Origin of the sequence: Leucothrix mucor DSM 2157 (genome assembly GCF_000419525.1) — a bacterium.
Taxonomy (GTDB): domain Bacteria; phylum Pseudomonadota; class Gammaproteobacteria; order Thiotrichales; family Thiotrichaceae; genus Leucothrix; species Leucothrix mucor.
The window spans coordinates 1,943,891-1,967,995 of record NZ_ATTE01000001.1 but is presented as its reverse complement, the minus strand read 5'-3'; the positions used below and the strand labels follow the sequence as shown (position 1 = coordinate 1,967,995).

The following is a 24,105-nucleotide window of genomic DNA, read 5'->3' as shown; positions in this document are numbered from 1 at the left end:
GTCGCTTATTTGCGTATTTTTCGTGCTTCATTAATAGTTTCATTAGCGCTATTGGGTTCTGGTTTCTTTTTCTGGAACCCATTAAGCATTCGGCCAGCCACGTTACCTAATGGTGCGAGGCTGGAGCCTGCCGAGTGCTGGTTTGAAAATACGAAATTAATACGCATCGACTGCGCCTACCTGTATACCCGTAAGCAATCACCCCACACACCGGTATTCAAATTACCGGTGTTGGTGATGCGTGATTCTTGGTTTAAAAACAGCAGCATCTCTATGATAAGTCTGGCCGGTGGGCCAGGTGGCGCCGCCTATATCGATAAGGATACGGTGCCTTATTGGATTAGTGAGTTTGTCGCTCAGGGTTGGGGGTTAGATTCGGTTATGTTCGACCAGCGTGGTACGGGCCTCAGTGAGCCCTTGCTTCGTTGTAAAGATAGCAATGAGTTGCGACTTGAAACCTTAGCGCAAGATCTCAGTGGGCGTGAAGACTTTGAACAGTTCAAGCGTCAAATGCAGCATTGCTATGATCAGTACGCAGAGCAGCCTGCACTGAAACCTTATTTAAAACAGCTTAGTACCAGCTATAGTGCATCGGATATCGCGGATCTTCGTGACCTGCTAGACGTTGAGCAGTGGGTATTGAATGGTGTGTCTTATGGCACACGCCTTGCGCTGGAAACGACCCGCCAGTATCCGGATATCGTGAAATCCATGGTATTGGATTCGGTGTATCCGCCTCGTTATGACGGTTTTGAAACCTTGGCTGAGAACAGCTTTAATGGTATTCAGCGCCTTATGCAGCGCTGTGAAACTGACGAGCTTTGCAATGATGCCTATCCAGAGCTTTCCTCCTCTTTGATGGATGCGCTGAACACGTTAAGTCGTGAGCCTTTATTGCTGCAAGTACCGAGAGAAGACAGTAAAAAGCCCTCCAAACCTTTGATGTTAACCGCTGAGCGAATGATCTTATTGCTAGATTACACAGGCTACGACTCTCGCTTATTTGGTGATATTCCTGCCGGTATCAAGGCGGTTAACGATGCTGACACAGACAGTAAATCGTTATTAAAACTCGCCAGTAACTATCTGGAAGTAGAGTTGTTTGAGGAGTTCAGCGATACCGTCTATATGGTTATTGAGTGCTCTGAAAATGGTCAGTTTAAAGCGGATGAATTGATGCGGCGACTACAGCCGTTTCGTGAAAAATACCCGATGCTCGATTGGTCGCCTGATGCACTTTACGATCCCAAGATGTGTGCCAATTGGCGAAACCAAGCAGTGACCGAATCACGCAATCATCGTGAACCTGCCAGTACGGATAAGCCAACATTAATTTTGGCGGGTGCTTTGGATTCGGTGACACCGCCGGAATGGGGCAAACAACTTGCTGCTAATCTGCCTAATAGTCGTTATCTGGAATATGCGGATATGGCCCATGCAGTGCTGTCTTCATCACTGTGCGCCAGCGACGAAGTTCAATTGTTTCTAAACCCTGATCTTAAGAAAACGGCATTCTGCGATAAAGATGAGCGTGGGTATGAGCAAACAGGCAGGGTGGTGGATTGGGAGATGCCAGACATAGAATCAGCTGATGAAACGCCAGCTGATTCTAGTGATGACTCTGCAGACCTAACTAAAAGTCCAGATGATAAGCCAGTTGTAGATACGCCTTAAATAAGCGATTGCCATGTTGGATAACACCATTAGCGGTTAAGTGCGTCACGTCTGATTTTTCCAGTCCCAGCATCGAAGTGTAAGCCGTATTCGCATCTTCAACGGCCAGCTTTTGCTGAGCGGCAATCACTTGTGGACGCTGCTTAACTAATGGATGTTGTTCATCCACGCCCAGAATCACCGGTAACCTAGGGTTTCTGGCGATGTTATGACGAAAATGATGTATTAAGCGCTGAAGGTTGTAGTAATAACGATTAGCCAAGCCATCGTTTCCGGCATCAGTTTCACCTTGAATCCAAGTGAATGAGCGGATGGTTACCTGATGGCCCTGTTGCTTTAACAGGTTAATCGAGTGTTGCAGTTCGCGAATCATCCGATCATATAAGCCGCCTTGTCCCGGGCTTTTCCAAACTGTTTCAAGACTACTGCTACCAAAGCTGAATTTAAAAATGGCGGGCTTGAAGCCATAGTTCTTAACTGCACGAGCAAAAGTTACTTCAGGACCAAAATGACCGAGTGCAAAGTGCCCACCTTGGGAGTGTAGCGTTTCCCATTGGCGTTTGGTCGAGGCATAGTCGACCGCTTCATAGTAGAAGGGGATTGTACTGTCCAGGTGTCGCGGGTCAGCGGGATAATAACGTGCATCGCTGCGCCAACCTTGCATATTGGACTGGCCGCCCATGACATGCAGGTCGATCTCATCGGCTAAGGCGATGTGGCTGCTTAATAATAGCCAGCCACAAATAAACAGGGCAGCTTTGTTAAGTACTTGCAGGTTCCGGTTTTTTCTCTGATTCATCAATATTAAATACTAGTCTGTAAATCCAGTGCAGGATTCGCTTAATGTCTTCCAGCACCAGATAACTAACCGGCACCAGCACCAATGACAGCAGGGTGGCAAATAAGATGCCATACCCGAGGCTGACTGCCATCGGAATCAGAAACTGTGCCTGGGTACTTTTCTCGAACATTAGTGGCAGCAAACCGGCAAAGGTTGTAAGCGACGTCAGTAATATGGGGCGAAAACGTGCGCCACCGGCCTTTCTGACCGCTTCCAGCAGGTCCATACCTTCGAGTCGTTTGCGGTTGATGTAGTCCACCAATACCAGCGAGTCATTCACGACCACGCCGGTGAGCGCAAGCATCCCAAGAATACTACTAATACTCAAGGTCATTCCCATAATGGCATGACCAATGAGCGAACCAATAATGCTAAACGGAATGACCCCCATAACGATAAAAGGTTGCACATAAGAGCGAAAAGGAATCGCTAATAGGCAATATATACCCAGTAGCGCGAAGGCAAGTCCAAAATAAAGACTACCAAATGCTTCAGATTGCTCTTTCAGCTCTCCCTCAAAACTGTAGCCGACATCCGGATAGCTAAGCAAAATCTGCGGCAACCATTCCAGCATTTCTGCTTGAATGCGTGGCATATCGACATTTTCTTTATCCGCATCGGCGGCGATTGTCAGTACTCGTTGACCGTCATAACGGCTGATCTTGGAAAAGCCTTGTTGGATTTCAACATCAGCAACTTCCAGTAGCGGGATTAAATCGCCATTACTGGTACGAATGCGAATTTTCTCCAACGCCGTTACCGAGTAACGCTCTTGCTTAGGTAGACGCACGATGACTTTAGCATCCTCGCTACCGCGCGCTAAGGTTTGCGCCTCGGCTCCAAAAATACTATTGCGAATTTGCTGACCAAGATCTGTTAGCGACAAGCCCAGCATTTCAGCTTCGGGCTTAATGCGCATCCGAATTTCATCTTTACCGCCTTCAAAACTATCAGTGATATCGAATAGGCCGGAGTAATTCGCTAGTCGCTTTTTGATGTCGGTAGACGCTTTAGAGAGCTCATCAAAATTATCGCCATTTAGCTGGATTTCCAGCGGCTGTCCTCCGCGGCCAATTTCAGCTCGGAAGGAGAGACTTTCAACCCCCGGAATATCACCAATCATGCGCTGCCAGTCTCGAATCATATCCAGGCTGGAGACTTTTATAGTACGGGCCTCCGGTGGTGTCGTTTCAAATTGAATACGCGCAATGTTTGACTGACCACTACTTAGCTGGCGTCGGCTGCCGCCTTTGGTGCCCACAGTAGTGAGAATGTGACGAATGACACTTTCATTAGTGCCAGGATCTACATAGCGCTCTTGCAAAGCCAGTAACTGCGTCAGCATATTATCAACATGCTTGCTGGTGACTTCAATCGGTGTGCCTTCAGGCATGGTCAGGTCAGCACTCACGTACTCACTTTGGATACGCGGGAAGAAGGTAAACGCGAAGCGTCCAGTGTTAATGGCAACAATTGAAAGGACCAGTAACGCCACGAAGAAGGTCAGGGTAAAATAGCGCAGGTTAAGCGCGACATTCAAAAACGGAGAGAAAACACGATGAATAAACCACTCCAGACTGCCCGCAATGCCTCGTTGAATACGGCTGATAATATTGAGTTTGGCATTGGCTGGCCGACGTCGAACCGATGTCATATGCGCTGGCAATATCAGTTTTGACTCAATCAGCGAGAACAAGAGTACCGGAATAATAACCGCCGGAATCACCGCAAAGATTTGTCCGCGTAAGCCATCAACCATTAGCAGCGGCACAAAAGCCGTCATAGTGGTCAGTACGCCGAAAGTAACAGGTACAGAAACCTCTTGTGTGCCTTGAATGGCAGAGGTAGTTGGGTCGCTACCCGATTGCAGGTGAGTGTAAATATTCTCACCGGTCACAATGGCATCATCCACCACGATTCCGAGTACGATGATAAAGGCGAATAAGCTGATTTGGTTAAAGGTAACACCCAGCTCTGGCATGATAATCATCGCACCCATAAAGCTGATTGGAATACCCACGCTCACCCATAAAGCGACAATGGGTCGTAAGAATAATGCAAGCAGTATGAAGATCAGTAAGCAACCCTGAGCGGCACTGGTTACTAAGGTAGAAAGACGCGCTTTCAAGCTGACCGAGTTATCCCGCCAATAAGTCAGCGTGATATTTTCCGGTAGTCGGTCATTTTTATTGGCGACGTATTCGATGACGGCTTTAGAGAGCTCAATCGCACTTTGGTCTCCAACCCGATAAACCTCTAGAGACGCACCGCGCTTACCGTCAAACGTCGTGTATTGCGGGCCTTCATCAAAGCCATCAATGATGGTGGCGATATCGCCGAGGGTAATCTGCGTGCCATCCGCATTACTGCGAATATTGATGTCGTTAAATTGCTGAGCGCTGGTAACTTTACCTAAAGTACGAATTCGAATATCACCAGCGTCAGTTTTAAGCGTACCAGCGGGGATGTCACGCGAAGAACGACTGATTGCCTGAGAGACATCATCAAGGCTTAAGCCATAGCGCTGCAAGGTAACTTCGGGTATTTCAATGGCCACTTCATAAGGGCGCAAACCACTAATCGCAACCTGTGTAATTCCCGGTTGTTTGAGTAGCTCATCACGTACCTTTAGGGTTTCTTTGTTTAACTCCATCTCAGTCATTTCGCCATAGACAATGACATTGATGTTTTCACGGGTTCTGACCGAGGTACTAGCGACGGGTGAGTCCACGTCATCAGGCAAGTCTGTGATCGCATCTAAACGACTTTTGACCTCGTTTAGCAGCTTATCCTTATCCGCACCTTTAATAACTTCTAAGCTAACGGAGGCAGAGCCTTCGCTGGCCGTACTGATGATATGTTCAATTTCAGGAATATCGGCAACCGACTCCTCAATTTTGCGAATGACACCTTCTTCAACTTCATTGGGTGCAGCGCCCGAATAGCTGGCACTGACATTGATCACATCACGTTCAAACGATGGAAACACTTCCAGCGGAATGCGGTTGAACATGGTGAAGATGCCAGCGGCAACGATAACGACCATCAGCAAATTGGCCGCGACATGATTTCTGGCAAACCAAGCGATTGCTCCGTGCATTTAGTTGGCCTCGGCAGAAGTTTTCGAAGCAGGGCGTTGAGAACCCTGACGCGCAGCGGCATTGGCCGGTTTATCGCCATTCGCGCCGCCTGCTCGTTTACCACCTTCAGGTCGGCCACCACCACCTTTAGTTGGTCGATCTTCAGTTTTCTCACCAACTAAGCGCACAGCCATGCCATCTTTAGCAGAAGGCATTGGTGTAGTAATCAACTTGGCTTGCACCGGAATCGAATCACTGGAAATAACTAATTGATCATTTTCTCGTGCCAATACCTCAATGGGTTTAATGCGAATTTTGCCTTCGTCATACAGCATGACTTCACGGTTTTGGCGGGTCGAGCGAGTAGGGATGACATAAACGTTCTTTAAGGTGCTACCTATAATTTGAGCTTGTAGAAATTGCCCCACTTTTACCGGAGGCGCATCGCTGCCCACCTTTTTAGAGAATGGGTTTTCGATGCGGGCAATCACGGCAATTTGTCGGGTACGGGCGTCCATAGCGGCAGCGGTTCGTACAATGCGACCTTTCCACTCGTGTTGCTTCTCGGCGTATTTAGCAGAAAATGAAACCTCAGGCCATTGATCGGCTCTGACTTTTTGATTGCTATAAATTTCCGGCAAATCCAATTCTTCATATTCGGATAGAGACAGTGGTAGGCGAACTTCTACATAGTCACTGGAATACACTTGCCCAACCAAAGTTCCGGCGGTGATGTATTGGCCCACATTCACGCTACGGCTCAATAGCCGCCCATCATAGGGGGCGAGAATTCTGGTTTTGTTTAAATCATCACGCGCTTGCTCAAGGCGTACTTTGGCGGCGTCAAGGTTTGCCATGGCTGAAGCAATATGTGGCTTACGGGCCGCGATATCAGTAGGGCGGCGATTGGCTCCGTATAATTTGAAGTCACGCTCAGCGAGATTGGCAAGATTTTGTTCGGTTTTAACTTCAAGCATGCGCTGACTGACTTCAGCGGTTGCGATGACGATAGCATTGCGGTAATTGGTGTTATCAATGCTCAACAGCAGGTCGCCTTTGCGAAAGTAACTACCTTCTTCAAATACGGGAGATATAGAGGTTACTTTGCCAGAGACTTCTGCAACGATATTGGTACTGAGATTGGACTCCACTGAGCCGGAAGAGCGAATTTTCAGAGTATACGACTGGAGTTGTGGTGTCATGATGTCGACCACTGGTACGACAGGCTGTCGTACGCGCTTCCTTGGTTCTGGGGTGCTTTTGATCAGGTAGCTCGCCAGTGCAAACGAGCTGGCAATTAGTGCAATTATTAGTATGAGCTGTTTCATGCATCACCGTCTTTATTTTAGTCGTTATATGTCGTGACGGAAGCCGACCCAAGCTGGCCCCTGTACACGGCTAATACAAACATTGTATATAAAGCCGTGGGCAGAGACTATTAATCTTACGGAATCTTTACGCTTGCAATTGGTGTAATTACTGACCTAAATAATCTAATCCGAAGTAAGTTGCGCCAGCCACAAGGATCAGCAATAAGATACCAGCGCCTAACCTCAGTAGTTTGCTGGGTGGTCTCGGTCGTCCACCAAAGCGATTGACCACAGGGTTTCCGGGGATTAGCCAGAATATAATGTTGGCGAATGGCAGTATCAGTAATAAAGCCAACCAGCCACTGGCATTAAAATCATGGCAACGCTGAATAGTCAGCTGCACATAAATAATTAGTGCGGCGCAAAAGCCAGCGGCTAATAAAACATAAGCGATTGCTCCCCCGAGCTCGCCAAAACGACTGGATATGCCGGCCAGTGCCGCAATAATCCAAAATACTAAAAAGGGTATAATGATTGAGTAAAAGAAATACTCAAAGCGTCCTATGCGTCCGTTAGCTGATAAAATCTGCACATCGCTGTAACGGTTTGTTGGATGCAATGCCCCCCGGTATTGATCAAACTCAGCAGTTGAGTTCATAAATAAAGCTCCTTTTAATTCATCCCTTCCAAGCCTTTATGTTTTACGCGTGGCAATAAAAAAGTTATATGCGGAGCCTGACGAAAGTAATGGTTTTAGCGCGGAACTGAATAACAGCTGAATAGATAGCTTTTGGAAATGCACAATAGCGCGAATTGAGCCTGCAAGCGGCGGTATAGACGTTTATACTGTGCCAAATCAAAAAATCACGATGAGAATACACTTATGCCGATCGCTCCATTAATGCTGGATCTTAAAGGAACACAACTTCAAGCAGAGGAACGTGAGCTGCTGAAACACCCGTATTGCGGCGGGGTTATATTCTTTTCCAGAAATTATGAGGATGTCGGGCAGCTAGAGCAGTTAGTTCGTGATATTCGTGCAGCTACGGATAAGCCTTTGCTCATTGGTGTGGATCATGAAGGTGGTCGGGTGCAACGCTTTAGAGAAGGCTTTACGCGCTTGCCTGCACTGGGAACCTTATATGCTAATAGTGAGAGTGAAGAGCAGGCCCTGAAAGCGGCACATAATCATGCATGGCTAATGGCGGCTGAGTTAAGGGCCATTGATATCGATTTTAGCTTTGCGCCTGTATTGGATTTGGATTATGGCGTAAGTCAGGTTATTGGCGACCGCTCTTTTCATGCTGATGCAAAAATTGTAAGCCTAATGGCAGAAGCTTATATCGCGGGTATGCATGAAGCAGGTATGGCGGCTACGGGTAAGCATTTCCCTGGGCATGGCGCTGTTGTGGCAGATTCGCACCTTGAAATTCCAGTTGATGATCGTGCGCTGGAAGCAATTGGCCCGATGGATATGATGCCGTTTGCTGACCTCATGTCAAAAGGTTTGGATGCAGTGATGCCCGCTCATGTGATCTATCCGTCAGTGGATAGCCAGCCAGCAGGTTTTTCTAATGTTTGGTTGCAAGATATTCTGCGTAAACAACTGGGCTTTGAGGGCGTTATTTTCAGTGATGATCTGAATATGGAAGGTGCCTCATTTGCCGGTAATTATGCAGAACGCGCACAAGCGGCATTAGGCGCAGGTTGTGACATGATTCTATTGTGTAATAACCGCGAAGGTGTGATTCAGGTATTGGACCAGGCGAAGATTGATCTGAATGTAGAGTCCTGTGTTGCTAGTATGCAACGTCTTGAGCGTATGCAAGGTAAGGCTTATATGAATCGCAGTGCTTTGCTGGATACGCAACGTTGGTCCGAAATTAATTCCGAAATCAGCGCATTTGTCTGAGGATAGCTAATTTATGAAAAATTACGCGCACAAAGTCAGAGAAGAGCTGGTTAGTATTTTGATTTTTGTCGGAATTATCTGGGCTATTTTCGTGTTGGATCGCTTTCTACCGCTGGAGAAGCTGGGTTTGATTCCTCGCGACTTTGGTGGGTTGATCGGCATTATCACCATGACCTTTTTGCATGGCGATCTGGCGCACATTATGGGAAATATCGTCCCACTGATTGTGATGCTGGCTTTGCTGGCGGGTTCCCGAGCCAATAGCTTGCTAATTGTCTGCCTGATTATTGGCATTGGTGGTTCGCTGCTGTGGTTGTTTGGGCGCGGCGATACTTTGCATATTGGTGCTAGTTTGCTGGTATTTGGGCTGGCTGTGTTTTTGATTGTTTCCGGCTTGCTGGAAAAGCGTTTGGTACCACTCATTATCAGTATTTTTATCGCCATTACTTATGGTGGTGTACTGATTAGCGGCATTGCACCGTGGCAGCAAGGCGTGTCGTGGGATGGTCATTTATTTGGCGGCATTGGCGGCGCAATTACCGCGTGGCTATTGCTGGGTAGAAACGTACACAAAATCCTGCCGTAGTCGCAGATTGCGAAGCGGTAATGAACTGAACCTTTAGCCATAGCAGATTGACTAAGGGGTTGAATAATAAGCATGAAGCGCGGTCATTTTGATGTGGCCGCCTTGAAAGCAAGCGATGGAAGAGCCATGTTTTTCCATTATCATCTGAATCATCGAGAGGACAACGCATGAAGCGTGTACTGTTGTTAATGGCCACTAACTTCGCAGTCGTAGTGGTGTTGGGGATTTTATGGAATGTGTTGGACGGCTTGTTTGGCATTTCCGAGTCATTGAGGCAGATGGGTCTGCCCGCAGAGTTTGGTTATATTGCCGTCATGTCATTAGTGATGGGCTTTGCTGGCTCTTTTATCAGCTTAGCGATGTCCAAAAGCTCGGCCAAGCGCAGCATGGGCGTGCATGTTATTGAGCAGCCAACGAACCAGCAAGAGCGTTGGTTGTTAAATGTGGTCGCCAGACAAGCTGAGAAAGTCGGAATCGATATGCCAGAAGTGGGTATCTTCGATACGCCAGAGCCAAATGCTTTTGCTACGGGTGCTCGCAAAAACGCTGCGCTGGTCGCGGTGAGTACAGGCTTGTTAAACACCATGAATGCCGATGAAGTTGAGGCGGTATTGGGGCATGAGATAGCCCACGTCGCCAATGGTGACATGGTTACTCAGACTTTACTGCAAGGTGTCATGAATACCTTCGTTATCTTCTTCTCACGCGTGATTGCCTCTGTGGTGAACTCTGCGCTGTCGGGCAACCGTAATAACGATGGTGGCCATCAGGGCGGCTCCTATGGCATGACTTACTTCATTGTCTCGACTATTGCGCAAATTGCATTAGGTTTCCTGGCGAATATCGTTGTGATGTGGTTTTCACGTTACCGCGAGTTTCAGGCCGACAAAGGTGGTGCTGAGCTAGCGGGTCGTCAAAAAATGATTGATGCACTTAAAGCGCTACAGCGTGGGCATCAGCCACAAGACTTACCCGGTGAGTTGGCAGCCTTCGGGATTGCGGGTGGTATTGGCAACGGCTTTAAAAAGTTGTTTATGACGCATCCTCCTTTAGAAGAGCGGATTGCCGCGCTGGAGAGTCAGCGTTAATTAAACAATTGATTGTATTGATACGTTATTAGGGAGGTCGCAGTTGCGGCCTTTCCTTTTTCTGGGGATAATCAGCCCCACATTTTGACCGAGAGAATCCTGTGTACCCAATCGCACGCCAACTACTGTTTAAACTGCCGGCCGAAACCTCGCATAACGCCACCCTTAAAGGCCTGAATCTAGCTAATCGCTTAAATCTGCTGAATCGCTTTGTAGCTCAAGCCCCTGCTGATCCGGTCGAAGTCATGGGAGTTCGTTTTCCAAATCGTGTCGGTTTGGCTGCGGGGCTTGATAAAAATGGTGACTACCTTGAAGCATTGGCGGCACTGGGTTTTGGATTTGTTGAAATCGGGACAGTCACCCCAAGGCCGCAAGCGGGAAATATAAAGCCGCGTTTATTCCGCCTGCCAGAGGCTAACGGCATCATCAATCGCATGGGCTTTAATAACTCTGGTGTCGATCATCTGGTTGACAATGTGCAGCGTGCACGCGCCAATGGCTACCAAGGTGTCGTGGGTATCAATATTGGTAAAAATGCCGTGACGCCGGTGGATCTGGCGATGGATGATTACATAGTCTGCCTGCAAAAAGCGTATCCGCATGCCGATTACATCACTATCAATATTTCATCACCCAATACCCCTGGCTTACGTTCGCTGCAGTATGGTGAAGAATTAAATGCCTTGTTGGGTGCGCTTAAGGCTGAGCAATTGGCATTGCAAAAGCAGCATGGTTTTTATCGTCCTCTAGCGGTTAAAGTTGCTCCGGATTTAAGTTCAGAAGAGATTGCCGGCATTGCCGAGTGTCTACTGAGTAATGAGATTGATGGTTTAATCGCAACTAATACCACCTTGTCTCGTGATGCAGTGCAGGGCATGAAGCATGGAGAAGAGGCAGGCGGCCTAAGTGGTGCGCCAGTAACGGCTCGCTCCACTGAAGTGATTGCTGAGTTTGCTGCGATATTGGGCAATAGAATCCCAATTATTGGTGTGGGTGGAATTTTCAGCGAACAAGATGCTATCGATAAGATTAATGCGGGTGCTGCTTTGGTGCAGGTTTACACCGGTTTGATTTATCAAGGGCCAGCGTTGATTACTGATTGCGTGACTGCATTGAGCAAAATGCCTGCATCTAGCTCTGTCACTCAGGAGTAAATACTGATGTCACTGCCAATCGGTGATAAGCCGCTAATTATGGGTATTCTGAATGTCACGCCGGATAGTTTTTCGGATGGTGGTCAGCATAATGATCCTGAGCGTGCGGTTAGTCATGCTTTGGAAATGGTACGCTTGGGTGCGGACATTATTGATATTGGTGGCGAATCGACTCGCCCAGGCTCATTAACGGTGGATACGGATGAGCAGCTGCGGCGTGTGATTCCGGTGATTAGGTGTTTAAGACAGCAACTGTCGGAGAGTTTTCCGCTGAGTATTGATACGACGGATATTGAGGTGGCTAAAGCCTCGGTTGAGGCCGGTGTTAATTGGTTAAATGATATTTCTGCTGCCGAAGAGTCCCCCGAGATGATGAATCTTGCGGCGGCAATGGATTTACCAATTGTATTGATGCATCGCCGTGGTAAGTCCGTCACCATGCAGCAAGACCCGCATTATGATGATGTGGTCACTGAGGTGTTTGGCTATCTGCTAGGGCGCGCCAAATTGGCCGAAGCGGCAGGTGTTGCTAAGCATAATATCGTGTTGGATCCCGGTATTGGTTTTGGTAAGTTACTGGAGCATAACCTCCTGTTGCTCAAACACTTGCCAGAGCTTTGTGCTCATGGCTTCCCTGTATTACTGGGTACTAGCCGAAAACGTTTTTTATCGACTATTTGCCAGCAGCCAGACAGTGCTCAATTGGAGGTGGCAACGGCAACCTCAACAGCGCTAGCCATTCAGGCAGGTGTCCGTATTGTGCGAGTGCATGATGTACTCGCAAATCGTCAGGCGGCCGATGTCGCTTGGGCTATTCACACGGCATAGCGCCGCTAACCATATTTTCAGGATTTACGATGATACGTTATGCCAAGTATATAACGGCCATAATTGGCTACAGCATTTACGGCTTTTGGGGTGCGCTAATTGGCTTTTTTGCCGGTGCATGGCTTGCTAATCGTTTTGGTCGCACAAATGCTGGTTTATTTGGAGTCAACCCTAAGCGTCGCGTTGAGCGTCAGAATGCCTTTATCACAACCTTGTTTTTGTTGATGGGTAAAATAGCCAAGTCTGACGGACGAGTTTCTGAAGCTGAAATTGCGCATGCTGAAAAGTTTATGCAGCAAATGGGTATGACGCCAGAGCATCGTAAGCAAGCGATTGAATGGTTTAAGCAAGGAACTCGTTCTGAGTTTTCGCTGGATGACACGATTGCCGAATTCAGACAAGTTAGTGGTGATGCGGCTAATCTGAAGCAGTTAATGATTATGTACCTGTTGGGCGTAGCCATGGCTGATGGCCAGTTGGCGACAGTTGAGCAGGAGCTGTTACGGGAAATCGCAACTAAGCTGGGCTTTTCACCGCAGTCTTTCGAACAATTGTTAATGATGATTCGAGCGCAGAGCCAGTTCAATGGTGGTCAGTATCATACCGGTGGACAAGCGGGTGGTGGTTCTTATGGTGGCCAGAATCCAGCTGATTCATTGGCATCTGCTTATCAGGCTATGGGTGTTGAGCAGTCAGTTACCGATGCGGTGCTTAAAAAGACTTACCGCAAGCTGATGAGCGAGTTCCATCCTGATAAGTTAATGGGGCAAGGCTTGCCGGAGGATATGATTAAGATGGCGACTGAGCGCTCTAAAGAGATTCAGGCGGCTTATGATTTGATTAAGAAGAGCCGCGGTCTTAAGTAGGCTTTTGGTGAGGTGCTGTACCGATTTGCTGGTACAGCACCTTTCTCACTGATAATCTAAATGCTGTAAATGCTGTAAATGCTGTAAATGCTGTAAATGCTGTAAATGCTGTAAATGCTGTAAATGCTGTAAATGCTGTGGATCTATCGTTTTTTAGGTTGTTCTGGTTCTCAAAGCTACGGCGTTCTTTCTACGAGAAAACACTCCTTAAGTAAGGTAGTAATAGGGCAGCTAAACCTAGCACGCCAGCATATCCTACAATATCGGTGATGGTAGTGAGCAGTACGCTCCCAGCCAGTGCAGGATCAATTTTCAGTTTTTGCAGCAATAGCGGCAATAAAACACCCGATAAAGGAGCTGCGAGCAAATTCAATAACATCGCAATTGCGATCAGAATTCCAATTTCAATATCTTTTAGCGCAACGGCCGAGATCACAAAGACCACCAGCGCCCAAATAATGCCGTTAATAAAGCCTAGTAAGAGTTCTTTTTTAAGCAGGCTGCGAGTATTCGATTTACCGATTTGACCCAGCGCTAAGCCGCGAATCACCATAGTAAGCGTTTGACTGCCAGCGATTCCTCCCATGCTAGGAACCACGCCCATCAATACGGCTAAGGCCACTGCTGACTCAATGGTGTCCGTAAATTGTGAAATTACGGCAGCCGCCATAAAAGCGGTCACTAAGTTGGTACCAAGCCACAGCGCGCGGCGTTTAACACTAGGAAGAATCGGCGCAAACAGATCGTCTTCTTCATTCAAGCCTGCCATGCTTTTAATCGAATGCTCAGCTTCATCACGAATAACATCGACCACGTCATCGATGGTAATCCGGCCCAATAGCTTGCCGTTATCATTAACAACGGGGGCTGATATCAGGTCGCGATGTTCGAACAGGGTAGCAACTTTTTGACTAGTCATTTCTGCAGGAATAACCGGATAGTCATGATTCATGATATCCAAGATGCTGCTGTCCGATTTACTGGTGACTAAGCGGGATAAAGAAACCACGCCAAAATAGTTGTCATAGCTGTCGACGACGGCTAGATGGTCGGTATTAGAGGGCAATTCCTTCTTCATACGCAAATAACGGAGCACTACTTCGACGGTCACATCTGAGCGAATGGTGACCACTTCGGTGTCCATCATGCCGCCGGCAGTGTCCTCGTCATAACCAAGAACTGCCTCTACACGTTCCCGCTCTTGGCGACCCATGCCCGCCAATGTTTCCTTGATGACAGTTCCAGGCAAGCCTTGCAGGAAGTCAGCCATGTCATCGGCATCAAGGTCTTTAAGTGCCTCGACCAAGTCCTCGGTGTCCATAGACTCAGTAAGCTGCGAGCGCACTTCGTCATTCAGTTCAACGAGAACCGCGCCTTCATTTTCACGCTTAATCAGCTCCCAAGCGACTTTACGCTGGGATAGCGGGGAGGATTCTAAAAGGTGTGCAATTTCAGCAGGATGCAGAGCATTTAGCATGCGCTGTAAAGTGAATAAACTGCCGTTTTCTATCGCACCACTCAGCGAGCTTAGGCGATCTTCTTTATTGAGATTGTCAGGGCTGCTCATGATTTGTCGCTGTCAGAATTTTTAGATAGGGCATTCTAACAAGAATCAGATCAAGGCTGCTGTTTCTTTTTAGCCTCTATCTCACGATGATTGATAATTATTGATACTTCATTATTTTGTCTGAAATATTCGGCCAATTTATCGATCAGGTAGACCGAGCGATGGTGGCCACCCGTGCAGCCAATCGAGAGCGTGAGATAAGCGCGTTGGTTTTCCACAAAGTGAGGCATCCAGTCTTCCAGAAACTTGCGAATATCCTCGTACATCTTTTGTACTAATGGTTGTGAGTCTAGCCATTTTGAAACGGCGGCTTCTTGTCCAGATTTAATCCGAAGTTCAGGCACCCAATAAGGGTTTGGCAGGCAGCGTACGTCAAAGATAAAGTCAGAATCGCGCGGTGCGCCGTATTTGAAGCCAAATGATTGAAAAGACAGAGACAACTGTTTCTCTGATAATACACAGATGCGCTTTTTGATCATAGACGCCAGTTGATAAATGTCAGTAGTACTGGTCTCCAGTTGCAAATCAGCAATTGAGCGCACCACTTTTAGAAGCTCATATTCAGCATGAATCGCTGCACTCAATCCCATGGTTGGGGTCGAAAGAGGGTGCTTGCGCCGTGTTTCATCATAGCGCTTAAAAATAATGCCTTTAGACGCGTACAAGTACACGAGATCCGTGCGGAAGCGTTCCTTTAGATTTTTTACAATGGCCGGCAGTGCAGATAATTCATTGGTGCCACTTCGAACATCAATCCCTATAGCCACTTTTTCTTTAGTGCAAACCCATTCATTACTGAATAAGGATTCCAGCATATTCAGCGGCAGGTTATCGATACAATAATAATCCTGATCTTCCAGAGTATTCAGTGCCTGGGATTTTCCGGCACCGGACATGCCGCTGATAATGACTACATGCATGGGTCAGGCCGCCTTGTCTTGAATTAACAGGTTTTCAAAATAATTAATGGCAATCTCTGGCTCTGATGTTTCAGCAAGCTCTTCGGCGACAGGCCGGGAGGAAATGCGCATCATGAGGCTGGAGATCATCTCAGAGTAGCGTTGTGAGGTGCTTTCCGGTAATAACAGTGCCAGAAAAACGGAGACCGGTTCTTTATCAGGGCTTTCAATGGCGATGCCATTTTTCAGGATGAGTAGCGCTGCATAGGGCTGGGTAATGTCGGCTCTGGCACGAGGGAGTGCTACGCCACCGCCGATGGCAGTACATCCAAGCTTTTCCCGTTCAATCAAGAGATCAAAAATATCATCTTGACTAAGTTGGCTCTGCTTGTGGGAGAGGAGTTCAGCTAATGTGTCAAACACACGCTTTTTACTTTCGAGCTCCTGAACGAACAAAGTTCGCTCAGGGCTCAATAGGGAGTTAATTTCACTCAACATAGTGAGTTTCCGCAGTAGGGATTACTCCGCAATAATATTACGGTGACTACCTTCCTGTCGATGTTTGCTGGTAATTTTTTCTTTGTGCTTCAGAATTTGGCGATCTAGCTTATCCGCCAAGGAGTCAATTGCCGCGTACATATCATCATTGATTGCATCTGCAAACAAATGGTTACCACTGACCAGAATCGATGCTTCAGCTTTATGTTGGAGCTTCTGGACCTCAAGAATCACATGGATATTCAGCACCTGGTCATAATGACGGGTGAGACGCTTGGTCTTTTCCTGAATGTAATTGCTCAGAGAAGGAGTAATCTCAATGTGATGACCGGTAATATTCAATTGCATACTAATTGTCTCCGTTTGAGTTGCAGTTAGCGGAACCGTCAAAAGGAAGATCCCACTCTCGCAGGGCGGCTATTTCATATTCACGATAGTGCTTTACGATCGTGTGATGATGGAATAGCTAATGCCTCGCGATATTTGGCGACAGTACGTCGCGCTACGTTGATTCCCTGCTCATTAAGCAGGTTCGTCAATTTGTTGTCACTGTAAGGTTTTCTGGGGTTTTCCGCAGTGATAATTTTTTTGATCATGGCGCGGATAGCGGTGGCTGAGCATTCGCCGCCAGCTTCAGTATTTACGTGACTTGAAAAGAAGAATTTAAATTCATAAATACCTCTGGGCGTGTGCAGGTATTTTTTGGTGGTGACCCGAGAAATAGTGGACTCGTGCAAGTCTAGTTGCTCGGCCAAGTCTTTCAGAACCATGGGTTTCATGGCTTCCTCACCATACTGTAGAAACGCCATCTGGCGTTCAACAATTGCGTGGGCAACGTTGAGTATGGTCGTATTTCTGTTTTCTAGACTCTTAATAAACCACCTCGCTTGTTGGAGATTATTTTTAATGTAGTCCGCTGCCGCCTTATCGGTACGACTATCAGAAACCAGCTCCGCATAACTGTCATTAACCTGTATCGCGGGAAGCGTTTCAGCGTTATGGGTGACAAGCCAGCGGCCCTTTACCTTTTTGACGTAAACGTCGGGCTTAATGTAGTCCACATCGCCCTGACTAAAACGACCTGCCGGGTTAGGGTCCAGAGTCTTAACTAGGTCAATGAGTGTGTCCAGCTGATCACTATTTAACCTAATCTGTTTCTTAATACTTTTATAGTCCCGTTTAGCAAGTAAGTCCAGATCTTTTTCTAGCAACTGCTGGGCTTTTTTCTTAAGTGTATGATTTGGATAGGTAAAATTAAATTGTAGCCACAAACTTTGGCCTAAATCACGTGCACCAACCCCCACAGGATCGAGGTGTTGAATGAATCTTAAAACGGCTTCGACTTCATCCAGTTCAATTGGGAGTTCGGCTTCAAGCGCTTCCAAAATCTGCTCAGGCGGCTCAGTGAGTAGGCCATCATCCCCAATGTAGTCGATTATTAAATGTGCAATTTGCTTGTCGATAGAGCTTAGGTTGCTCATGTCGATTTGCCAGACTAAATGCTCACGTAAACCTTCACTTTCTGAGTGCAACTTCTCAATATAGTCAGAGGCGCTTTCGCCTTCGGTATTGCTGGTTTTCCACTCAGTATCGTAAGTGTCATCCCACTGTGAGTCAGTGCTGAGCTCTTCCGGAATAGTTTCGCTCAAACTGCTCTCAGAACTATGCTCTGCAATATCTGGCTCGCGTTCAGTCTCGTTGCTTAAATTGCTCTCCGAATCCTCTTGTCTTTCCAGTAGAGGATTAGTCTCCAGTACGTTCTGAATTTCTTGTTCCAGTTCGAGAGAAGAGAGTTGCAGCATTTTGATTGCTTGCTGCAATTGCGGAGTCATGGACAGGCTCTGTCCAAGTTTGAGGTGGATTCCTTGTTTCAGCATATTTTTATAATTGTCTTTTTGCTGACCGCGGTCAATCCCGTGAGCACAATTTCCTCTACTTTACCAAATAGTAGAAAATACATGGACGCAGGCTGCCGAAGTGGGTTTGTGAGGCAACTTCCTTTAGTTAAAATCAGCATATCATGATGTCGTTCAAGATAGTGCGGTTCCCGATTGGTGGTCGTTGAGTTGAGCAGTCTGGCTAATAATTATTGCTGTTTACAGCTTGAAATCTTCGCCAAGATAGATTTCGCGCGCTTGGCGATTGGCTAGAACGTCCTGCGGTGTTCCTTGAGTCAGAATAGTGCCGTTACCTAAGATATAAGCACGATCACAGATGCCAAGGGTTTCACGCACGTTATGATCGGTAATGAGTACGCCAATGCCTCGTTGCTTAAGGTGGCTGACAATCTTCTGGATTTCAATCACAGAAATTGGGTCAACCCCGGCAAAGGGCTCATCCAGTAGAATAAACGCAGGTTCGGTTGCCAGTGCTCGTGCAATTTCAACGCGCCGACGTTCACCGCCTGACAAGCTAATGCCTAAGCTATCACGAATGTGGGTAATCTGGAATTCTTCCAGCAAACTTTCCATCTTTTCGTGTCGATCTCGACGGCTCATTCCTTTGCGGGTTTGCAGGATGGCCATAATGTTGTCTTGCACTGAAAGCTTGCGAAATACGCTGGCCTCTTGTGCCAGATAACCAACTCCGTGACGAGCACGTTGATGCATCGACTTTTGAGTCAGGTCGGCATCATCTAGTGTGATAGTGCCTCGATCAATACCCACTAAACCCACAATCATATAGAAGCAGGTTGTTTTACCTGCACCATTAGGGCCCAGCAGGCCAACTACTTCGGCGCTGTTTACCTGCAGAGAAATCCCCTGAAGAATATTACGCTTACCGTAGCTTTTATGCAGGCCGTTTGCTGCCAGTACACTCAAGTTGATAACCTGCTTATTTAACTTTATTCGTTGGGTAGAAAATGGCGCTAACACGGCCTTTGGGGTCAGGTCGTTTGCCTTCAACTCTCGCCAAGCCTGCTTTTAATTCGCCGGTGCGTGTCGAGTATTCAATGTGCTCGCTGCTAAACTTGTCATTGTTTTGTGCTAACTCGGCATCGCCATCGAGAAACAAACGCTTTTCTTCAACTTGATAACGAATCAGTCGAGCCTGACCTTTGGCTACTTTACCGTCATCCATGGTTTGCTGAAACTGCACTGGGTTGCCTTTGGCCGTGATGGTGCGAATGGTGTTATTAGGTGCCTGAATCACAATTTCCCAAGCTCTAAGCTGTAGGCTTCCCTGAATAATGACCACGTTGCCGCTGTATGTCGCTAAGCCTTTAGACTTATTAAACACCACATTATCAGCATTAATCCGCACGGGTTGGGTGACGTCATTTTTTAGGGCCATCGAAGGGGCGCTGGCAATCAGTAATGCCAGAATCAGAGGCATCCTACGGAGTGGGTTGATAATCTGCTTGTACATTAGAATGGATCCTTAGTTCCTGTTCATTCAAACTGGTTTCAAAGCCAGTCCCGTGGATGGTGCCCTGAGCTGTTACTAGATCAATCTCTGCATCTGATGAAATATGCTGGCGGAGGGGATCGTAAGTCAGATCTCTGGTTGTTAGTGTGAATTCAGGTGAGCCGTTAAATTCGGGTTTATGTACGCGAATAGCCCCTGTTAATGCAATGTTACCATCTTTAGATTGTTGTAAGGCATTTTCTGCATTCAAGGTTACTGTTTCACCTTGGGCAGAGCTTACTTCAATATTGGGTTGGTAAACCTCACTGCCACCACTTGCTTGTTTGTGTATTAAATGTTGCCCACTCAAGCGATACCGGACTTGGCCTGAAGCGCCAATATTCGTCAAAGTGAAGTCATTTAAATAATAATCAATTCGTGATTCACTCGGTGTATTTGTAAATTCTGACAGTTCTTTCCAGGACAGGTTCACCCAGGTACCGACAGCCGCAACTGCCAATACGATAAAGAATAAGATGCGACCGAGTAATTTCATTAATTACACGATACCGGCTTTTAGCAGATCATGCATATGAATGACGCCGACGGCTTGGTTTTGAGCATCCACGACGGGCAGCACGGTAATTTTGTGCTTTTGCATCATCGTCAGCGCTTCCATTGCCAATGCGTCTGGAATGATTCGAAAGCAGCCTTTGACCGTTATATCTGACAGCTTTGACTGCCTAAGATCGATACCTGCTTCAAATGCACGGCGTAAATCACCATCGGTAAAGATGCTGATCAGTTGTCGATTGTTGTCGGTTACTAAAGTGGCACCTAGCTGCTTGCCCGTCATCACCAAAATCGCTTTTTCCAGTGTTTCATCCGGGTGGACTGAGGGCATTTCTTCGCCGCTATGCATTAAATCTTGTACCATAATGCTCAGGCGCTTTCCGAGACGACCTGCGGGATGAGAGCGAGCAAAGTCTTCTGGCGTAAAGGCGCGAGCTTTTAACAGGGTAATCGCTATGGCATCACCCATGACCAAAGTAGCGGTAGTGCTCGAAGTTGGTGCTAAATCGTGAGGACATGCTTCTTTTTCAACACTGATATTAATGTGAAAGTGCGACAACTTAGCAAGTATTGAGTCAGGGTTTCCCGTCATGGCGATTAGCTGTGTACCCTGATTCTTAACCACCGAACACAATGTCACTAATTCAACCGTTGTGCCTGAGTTAGAAATTGGAATAACCACGTCGGCCGCTGTAATCATACCCAAGTCGCCATGCAAGGCTTCACTCGGGTGAACAAAGAATGCAGGGGTGCCAGTGCTTGCTAGCGTTGCAGCAATTTTATGGCCAATATGACCAGACTTTCCCATGCCAGTTACAATAACGCGGCCTTCACATTTTAAGATGCTTTGGCAGGCCTCTGCAAAATTGTCATCAATGCGCTCAAGGAGTGCCTGTATGGCAGCTGTTTCATCAACAATAACTTGTCGTGCATTGCTGATGAGGTCCTGCTGTAGAGCTGGAGTTAAGTCGGTCAATTTAAGTATCCTTTCTTATTATTAATCGTCGCTGATTACTGTTGATAGTAAAGCAGAACTTGGTAGGCGACAAATATTGATAAAAATAAAGCACCACGACTGCGAGTAATTTGGTATCGCGATCGTGAAAACAAGCCATAGCCCAAAATAATTAACAATAGCGTCAAGCCAATCATAATCGGCATATCACGGCTCAAGACGCCATCAGGTACTAAGCCCGGATCAATCAGTGCCGGAATCGCTAAGACGCCTAAGTTATTGAATAGGTTAGAACCAACAATATTACCAATCGCCAGATCAGTGTCGCCCTTACGTGCACTTGAAATACTGGCAGCCAATTCGGGTAAGCTGGTACCGATTGCGACAATGGTCAAACCAATCACTAAGTCGCTTACCCCAAACGCTACTGCAATACCACTAGCACCCCAAACTAAGGCTTTAGAGCTAGCCAATAGCAGTACCAAGCCGACAACCGTCCAGAGAATTGCCTTGTTCATTGGTAACTCATCTGGCAGGTCGTCCATCGACTCTTCCAGATACTCATCACCAGGAGCATGTGCTTGTTGCTGTTTGCTGGAGTAAGTGAGCCAGCCAAGCACAGCAGCTAAGCAGCCGATTAAAATAACCCCGTCCCAGAAGCCATGATAATGGTCAGCCATTAACAGCCAGCTTAACAAGCCTGCACATAAAATCAGTGGAAGTTCTTGTTTAACGATTTCTGAGCGTACCGGAAGGTTGGTCATTAATGCGGTGACACCCAGTACTAAGCTGATGTTGGTGATGTTGGAGCCAATTGCATTTCCAATACCGATACCGGGGTTGCCTTCCAAGGCTGCAACAGCTGATACCAGCATTTCAGGGGCTGATGTGCCCAGGCCTACAATTAAAACACCGATGATGAACGGAGAGATACCCCAGTTTCTGGCAAGGTTAGCGGCACCATCAACAAAGCGGTCAGCGCTCCATACTAGTAAGATTAACCCAAGAATTATCGCGACTGAAAAGCTAAGCATGTTCAATTATCGTGTGGTTTAGAATGCGAGCGATTATACATAAGTTTGTTCGCTGACCAAGCCATCCGGATAATTTTAGCCAAAATGTGGCAAGCCTTTGGGGTGTTTCCAAAAAGCGGTGTGTGGTAGCATTCGCGGAATATTTTTTTGGTCTGGTACTTCGTGGTGTGGTGACACGTGTTCAGCCCATATTAATCAAACTTTAATTCATTCAAGCAAGCTTGAGCAACAGTTTAGGGTATATTCAATGGCACGTTACATATTCGTCACCGGTGGTGTGGTTTCATCTCTTGGCAAGGGAATCGCAGGTGCGTCACTGGGCTCCATTCTGGAGGCGCGTGGTCTTAAAGTGACAATGATGAAACTTGACCCTTATATTAACGTCGACCCCGGTACGATGAGCCCGTTTCAACACGGTGAAGTGTTTGTCACCGAAGATGGTGCAGAGACGGATCTGGATTTGGGTCACTATGAGCGTTTTGTTGGTTTTAAAGCATCCAAGCTAAATAACTTTACGACTGGCCGCATTTATAGCGAAGTTATTCGTAAAGAGCGTCACGGTGAATACTTGGGTGCAACGGTTCAGGTTATTCCGCACATTACCGATGAGATCAAGCGCTGCGTAAGAGCCGCCGCTGGTGATGCGGATATTGCAGTGGTTGAAGTTGGTGGTACGGTTGGTGATATCGAGTCATTGCCATTCCTTGAAGCGCTCCGCCAGATGGGTGTGGAAGAGGGCAGTAATGCTTTGTTCATGCACCTAACCTTAGTGCCTTATTTGGCCGCTGCAGGTGAGCTTAAAACCAAGCCAACTCAGCACTCGGTTAAAGAGCTGCGTTCAATCGGTATCCAACCAGATGTATTGCTATGCCGTAGCGAGCGTAAAATTCCGGATCATGAGCGTCGTAAAATTGCCTTGTTCACTAATGTGCCAGAGGAAGCGGTTATCTCTGCCATGGATCTGGATAATATTTACAAAATTCCATTGTGGTATCATGCGCAGAAATTGGATCAGATTGTGGCTCGCAAGCTTGGCTTGGAAAACTTGCCAGAGGCTGACTTAAGCGACTGGCGCAAAGTGATTAATGCTATGGAGTTCCCGGAAGCGGAAGTGACTGTGGCGATGGTAGGTAAGTATGTCGACTTGACCGAGTCTTATAAATCATTGAATGAAGCCTTAAGCCATGCAGGTATTCAAAACAGTGCCCGTGTTCGCATCTTGTATATCGACTCTGAGAAGCTAGAGTCTGATGGACTTGAGCAGCTTGAGAATGTGGATGCCATTTTGGTTCCTGGTGGCTTTGGTATTCGTGGGGTTGAAGGTAAAATCAGCGCAGTGCGTTATGCTCGTGAAAATAAGATTCCTTACTTAGGTATCTGTTTGGGTATGCAGGTTGCTGTGATTGAATTTGCTCGCGATTGCGCCGGTTTGACTGCGGCTCACAGTACTGAGTTTGTTGAAGACTCCGAAGAGCCAGTGATTGGTTTGATTACTGAGTGGATGAGTGAGACGGGTGAGCTTGAAAAGCGCGACAGCGATTCAGACTTAGGCGGCACCATGCGTTTAGGTGGTCAGCGTTGTGAGCTTAAAGAGGGTTCGCTCGCAGCTAAAACTTATGGCGGCAGCTCCGTTGTTGAACGTCATCGTCACCGTTACGAGTTTAATAACAAATACCGCGAAGTGTTAGAAAGCAAAGGATTGGTATTGTCAGGTTTGTCACAAGATGGCTCACTGGTAGAAATGGTTGAACTGAGAGATCATCCTTGGTTTATGGCTTGTCAGTTCCATCCTGAATTTACGTCGCGTCCGCGTGAAGGTCATCCGCTGTTTACCGGTTTCATTGGTGCGGCACTTGATCATCAGAAAAATAAAACTAATACGAAATAGGTGA

The 24,105-nt window shown here is 47.1% G+C and carries 22 protein-coding genes; 8 read left to right on the top strand and 14 right to left on the bottom strand.

Annotation, left to right across the window (positions count from 1 at the left end; genetic code table 11):
* Positions 1–9 precede the first annotated feature (9 nt).
* Positions 10–1,674, top strand: a complete 1,665-nt coding sequence (locus LEUMU_RS0108735) for an alpha/beta hydrolase (protein ID WP_022951910.1) — start codon at positions 10–12, stop codon at positions 1,672–1,674.
* On the opposite strand, the gene LEUMU_RS0108730 is transcribed toward LEUMU_RS0108735, so the two are convergent.
* From LEUMU_RS0108730 to LEUMU_RS0108715, 4 genes are all read right to left on the bottom strand, one after another.
* Positions 1,634–2,473 carry a sialate O-acetylesterase gene (locus LEUMU_RS0108730; RefSeq protein ID WP_022951909.1) on the bottom strand — a complete coding sequence of 280 codons (840 nt, stop codon included), beginning with the start codon at positions 2,471–2,473 and terminating at the stop codon, positions 1,634–1,636. The genes LEUMU_RS0108735 and LEUMU_RS0108730 overlap by 41 nt on opposite strands.
* The gene (locus LEUMU_RS25250; protein ID WP_022951908.1) at positions 2,436–5,615 is read right to left on the bottom strand and encodes an efflux RND transporter permease subunit; all 3,180 of its coding nucleotides are present in this window, start codon (positions 5,613–5,615) and stop codon (positions 2,436–2,438) included. Before LEUMU_RS25250 ends, LEUMU_RS0108730 begins: the two co-directional genes overlap by 38 nt.
* Positions 5,616–6,923 (bottom strand): efflux RND transporter periplasmic adaptor subunit, encoded by a 1,308-nt coding sequence (locus LEUMU_RS0108720; protein WP_022951907.1) that lies wholly within the window; start codon positions 6,921–6,923, stop codon positions 5,616–5,618. It abuts the gene before it with no gap.
* A 148-nt stretch (positions 6,924–7,071) separates the two neighbouring features.
* Positions 7,072–7,563, bottom strand: a complete 492-nt coding sequence (locus tag LEUMU_RS0108715) for a DUF805 domain-containing protein (protein ID WP_022951906.1) — start codon at positions 7,561–7,563, stop codon at positions 7,072–7,074.
* A gap of 225 nt (positions 7,564–7,788) precedes the next feature.
* Between LEUMU_RS0108715 and nagZ the strand changes: the two genes are divergently transcribed.
* The 6 genes from nagZ (at position 7,789) to djlA (ending at position 13,339) form a co-directional block, all read left to right on the top strand.
* Positions 7,789–8,817, top strand: a complete 1,029-nt coding sequence (nagZ, locus tag LEUMU_RS0108710; RefSeq protein WP_022951905.1) for a beta-N-acetylhexosaminidase — start codon at positions 7,789–7,791, stop codon at positions 8,815–8,817.
* A 13-nt stretch (positions 8,818–8,830) separates the two neighbouring features.
* The gene (locus LEUMU_RS0108705) at positions 8,831–9,403 is read left to right on the top strand and encodes a rhomboid family intramembrane serine protease (protein WP_022951904.1); all 573 of its coding nucleotides are present in this window, start codon (positions 8,831–8,833) and stop codon (positions 9,401–9,403) included.
* A 167-nt stretch (positions 9,404–9,570) separates the two neighbouring features.
* A complete protein-coding gene (htpX, locus tag LEUMU_RS0108700; RefSeq protein ID WP_022951903.1) occupies positions 9,571–10,491 on the top strand; it encodes a protease HtpX in 921 nt (306 codons plus the stop codon).
* Positions 10,492–10,592: 101 nt separating this feature from the next.
* Entirely contained in the window at positions 10,593–11,645 is a 1,053-nt protein-coding gene (locus LEUMU_RS0108695) for a quinone-dependent dihydroorotate dehydrogenase (RefSeq protein WP_022951902.1), read from the top strand.
* A gap of 6 nt (positions 11,646–11,651) precedes the next feature.
* Positions 11,652–12,473, top strand: coding sequence for a dihydropteroate synthase (gene folP / locus LEUMU_RS0108690; RefSeq protein ID WP_022951901.1), 822 nt, complete (start codon positions 11,652–11,654; stop codon positions 12,471–12,473).
* A 29-nt stretch (positions 12,474–12,502) separates the two neighbouring features.
* On the top strand, positions 12,503–13,339 hold the full coding sequence (gene djlA, locus LEUMU_RS0108685) for a co-chaperone DjlA (protein ID WP_022951900.1): 837 nt from the start codon (positions 12,503–12,505) through the stop codon (positions 13,337–13,339).
* A 190-nt stretch (positions 13,340–13,529) separates the two neighbouring features.
* On the opposite strand, the gene mgtE is transcribed toward djlA, so the two are convergent.
* The 10 genes from mgtE to LEUMU_RS0108635 form a co-directional block, all read right to left on the bottom strand.
* Entirely contained in the window at positions 13,530–14,906 is a 1,377-nt protein-coding gene (mgtE, locus tag LEUMU_RS0108680) for a magnesium transporter (protein WP_022951899.1), read from the bottom strand.
* A gap of 50 nt (positions 14,907–14,956) precedes the next feature.
* On the bottom strand, positions 14,957–15,826 hold the full coding sequence (gene rapZ / locus LEUMU_RS0108675; RefSeq protein WP_022951898.1) for an RNase adapter RapZ: 870 nt from the start codon (positions 15,824–15,826) through the stop codon (positions 14,957–14,959).
* A 3-nt stretch (positions 15,827–15,829) separates the two neighbouring features.
* Complete coding sequence (locus tag LEUMU_RS25245) at positions 15,830–16,303, bottom strand: PTS sugar transporter subunit IIA (RefSeq protein ID WP_022951897.1); 474 nt, start codon at positions 16,301–16,303, stop codon at positions 15,830–15,832.
* A 21-nt stretch (positions 16,304–16,324) separates the two neighbouring features.
* The gene (gene hpf, locus LEUMU_RS0108665; RefSeq protein ID WP_022951896.1) at positions 16,325–16,651 is read right to left on the bottom strand and encodes a ribosome hibernation-promoting factor, HPF/YfiA family; all 327 of its coding nucleotides are present in this window, start codon (positions 16,649–16,651) and stop codon (positions 16,325–16,327) included.
* An 80-nt stretch (positions 16,652–16,731) separates the two neighbouring features.
* Complete coding sequence (locus LEUMU_RS0108660) at positions 16,732–18,180, bottom strand: RNA polymerase factor sigma-54 (protein WP_084708067.1); 1,449 nt, start codon at positions 18,178–18,180, stop codon at positions 16,732–16,734.
* Between the two features lie 219 nt (positions 18,181–18,399).
* Positions 18,400–19,131, bottom strand: a complete 732-nt coding sequence (lptB, locus tag LEUMU_RS0108655; protein ID WP_425411606.1) for an LPS export ABC transporter ATP-binding protein — start codon at positions 19,129–19,131, stop codon at positions 18,400–18,402.
* A gap of 7 nt (positions 19,132–19,138) precedes the next feature.
* Positions 19,139–19,672 (bottom strand): lipopolysaccharide transport periplasmic protein LptA, encoded by a 534-nt coding sequence (gene lptA / locus LEUMU_RS0108650; RefSeq protein ID WP_022951893.1) that lies wholly within the window; start codon positions 19,670–19,672, stop codon positions 19,139–19,141.
* The gene (gene lptC / locus LEUMU_RS0108645; RefSeq protein ID WP_022951892.1) at positions 19,641–20,207 is read right to left on the bottom strand and encodes an LPS export ABC transporter periplasmic protein LptC; all 567 of its coding nucleotides are present in this window, start codon (positions 20,205–20,207) and stop codon (positions 19,641–19,643) included. The genes lptA and lptC overlap by 32 nt, the downstream gene beginning before the upstream one ends.
* A 3-nt stretch (positions 20,208–20,210) precedes the next feature.
* Positions 20,211–21,200, bottom strand: coding sequence for a KpsF/GutQ family sugar-phosphate isomerase (locus tag LEUMU_RS0108640; protein ID WP_022951891.1), 990 nt, complete (start codon positions 21,198–21,200; stop codon positions 20,211–20,213).
* Positions 21,201–21,235: 35 nt separating this feature from the next.
* Positions 21,236–22,213 carry a calcium/sodium antiporter gene (locus LEUMU_RS0108635; RefSeq protein WP_022951890.1) on the bottom strand — a complete coding sequence of 326 codons (978 nt, stop codon included), beginning with the start codon at positions 22,211–22,213 and terminating at the stop codon, positions 21,236–21,238.
* Positions 22,214–22,460: 247 nt separating this feature from the next.
* Between LEUMU_RS0108635 and LEUMU_RS0108630 the strand changes: the two genes are divergently transcribed.
* A complete protein-coding gene (locus LEUMU_RS0108630) occupies positions 22,461–24,101 on the top strand; it encodes a CTP synthase (protein WP_022951889.1) in 1,641 nt (546 codons plus the stop codon).
* Positions 24,102–24,105 lie beyond the last annotated feature (4 nt).

Coding starts and splice junctions, on each gene's coding strand:
- htpX (WP_022951903.1), top strand. CDS start 9,571: ATGAAGCGTGTACTGTTGTTAATGGCCACTAACTTCGCAGTCGTAGTG.
- lptC (WP_022951892.1), bottom strand. CDS start 20,207: ATGAAATTACTCGGTCGCATCTTATTCTTTATCGTATTGGCAGTTGCG.
- nagZ (WP_022951905.1), top strand. CDS start 7,789: ATGCCGATCGCTCCATTAATGCTGGATCTTAAAGGAACACAACTTCAA.
- LEUMU_RS0108730 (WP_022951909.1), bottom strand. CDS start 2,473: ATGAATCAGAGAAAAAACCGGAACCTGCAAGTACTTAACAAAGCTGCC.
- rapZ (WP_022951898.1), bottom strand. CDS start 15,826: ATGCATGTAGTCATTATCAGCGGCATGTCCGGTGCCGGAAAATCCCAG.
- lptA (WP_022951893.1), bottom strand. CDS start 19,672: ATGTACAAGCAGATTATCAACCCACTCCGTAGGATGCCTCTGATTCTG.
- djlA (WP_022951900.1), top strand. CDS start 12,503: ATGATACGTTATGCCAAGTATATAACGGCCATAATTGGCTACAGCATT.
- LEUMU_RS0108720 (WP_022951907.1), bottom strand. CDS start 6,923: ATGAAACAGCTCATACTAATAATTGCACTAATTGCCAGCTCGTTTGCA.
- LEUMU_RS0108660 (WP_084708067.1), bottom strand. CDS start 18,180: ATGCTGAAACAAGGAATCCACCTCAAACTTGGACAGAGCCTGTCCATG.
- mgtE (WP_022951899.1), bottom strand. CDS start 14,906: ATGAGCAGCCCTGACAATCTCAATAAAGAAGATCGCCTAAGCTCGCTG.
- LEUMU_RS25250 (WP_022951908.1), bottom strand. CDS start 5,615: ATGCACGGAGCAATCGCTTGGTTTGCCAGAAATCATGTCGCGGCCAAT.
- LEUMU_RS25245 (WP_022951897.1), bottom strand. CDS start 16,303: ATGTTGAGTGAAATTAACTCCCTATTGAGCCCTGAGCGAACTTTGTTC.
- LEUMU_RS0108715 (WP_022951906.1), bottom strand. CDS start 7,563: ATGAACTCAACTGCTGAGTTTGATCAATACCGGGGGGCATTGCATCCA.
- folP (WP_022951901.1), top strand. CDS start 11,652: ATGTCACTGCCAATCGGTGATAAGCCGCTAATTATGGGTATTCTGAAT.
- LEUMU_RS0108705 (WP_022951904.1), top strand. CDS start 8,831: ATGAAAAATTACGCGCACAAAGTCAGAGAAGAGCTGGTTAGTATTTTG.
- LEUMU_RS0108630 (WP_022951889.1), top strand. CDS start 22,461: ATGGCACGTTACATATTCGTCACCGGTGGTGTGGTTTCATCTCTTGGC.
- LEUMU_RS0108635 (WP_022951890.1), bottom strand. CDS start 22,213: ATGCTTAGCTTTTCAGTCGCGATAATTCTTGGGTTAATCTTACTAGTA.
- hpf (WP_022951896.1), bottom strand. CDS start 16,651: ATGCAATTGAATATTACCGGTCATCACATTGAGATTACTCCTTCTCTG.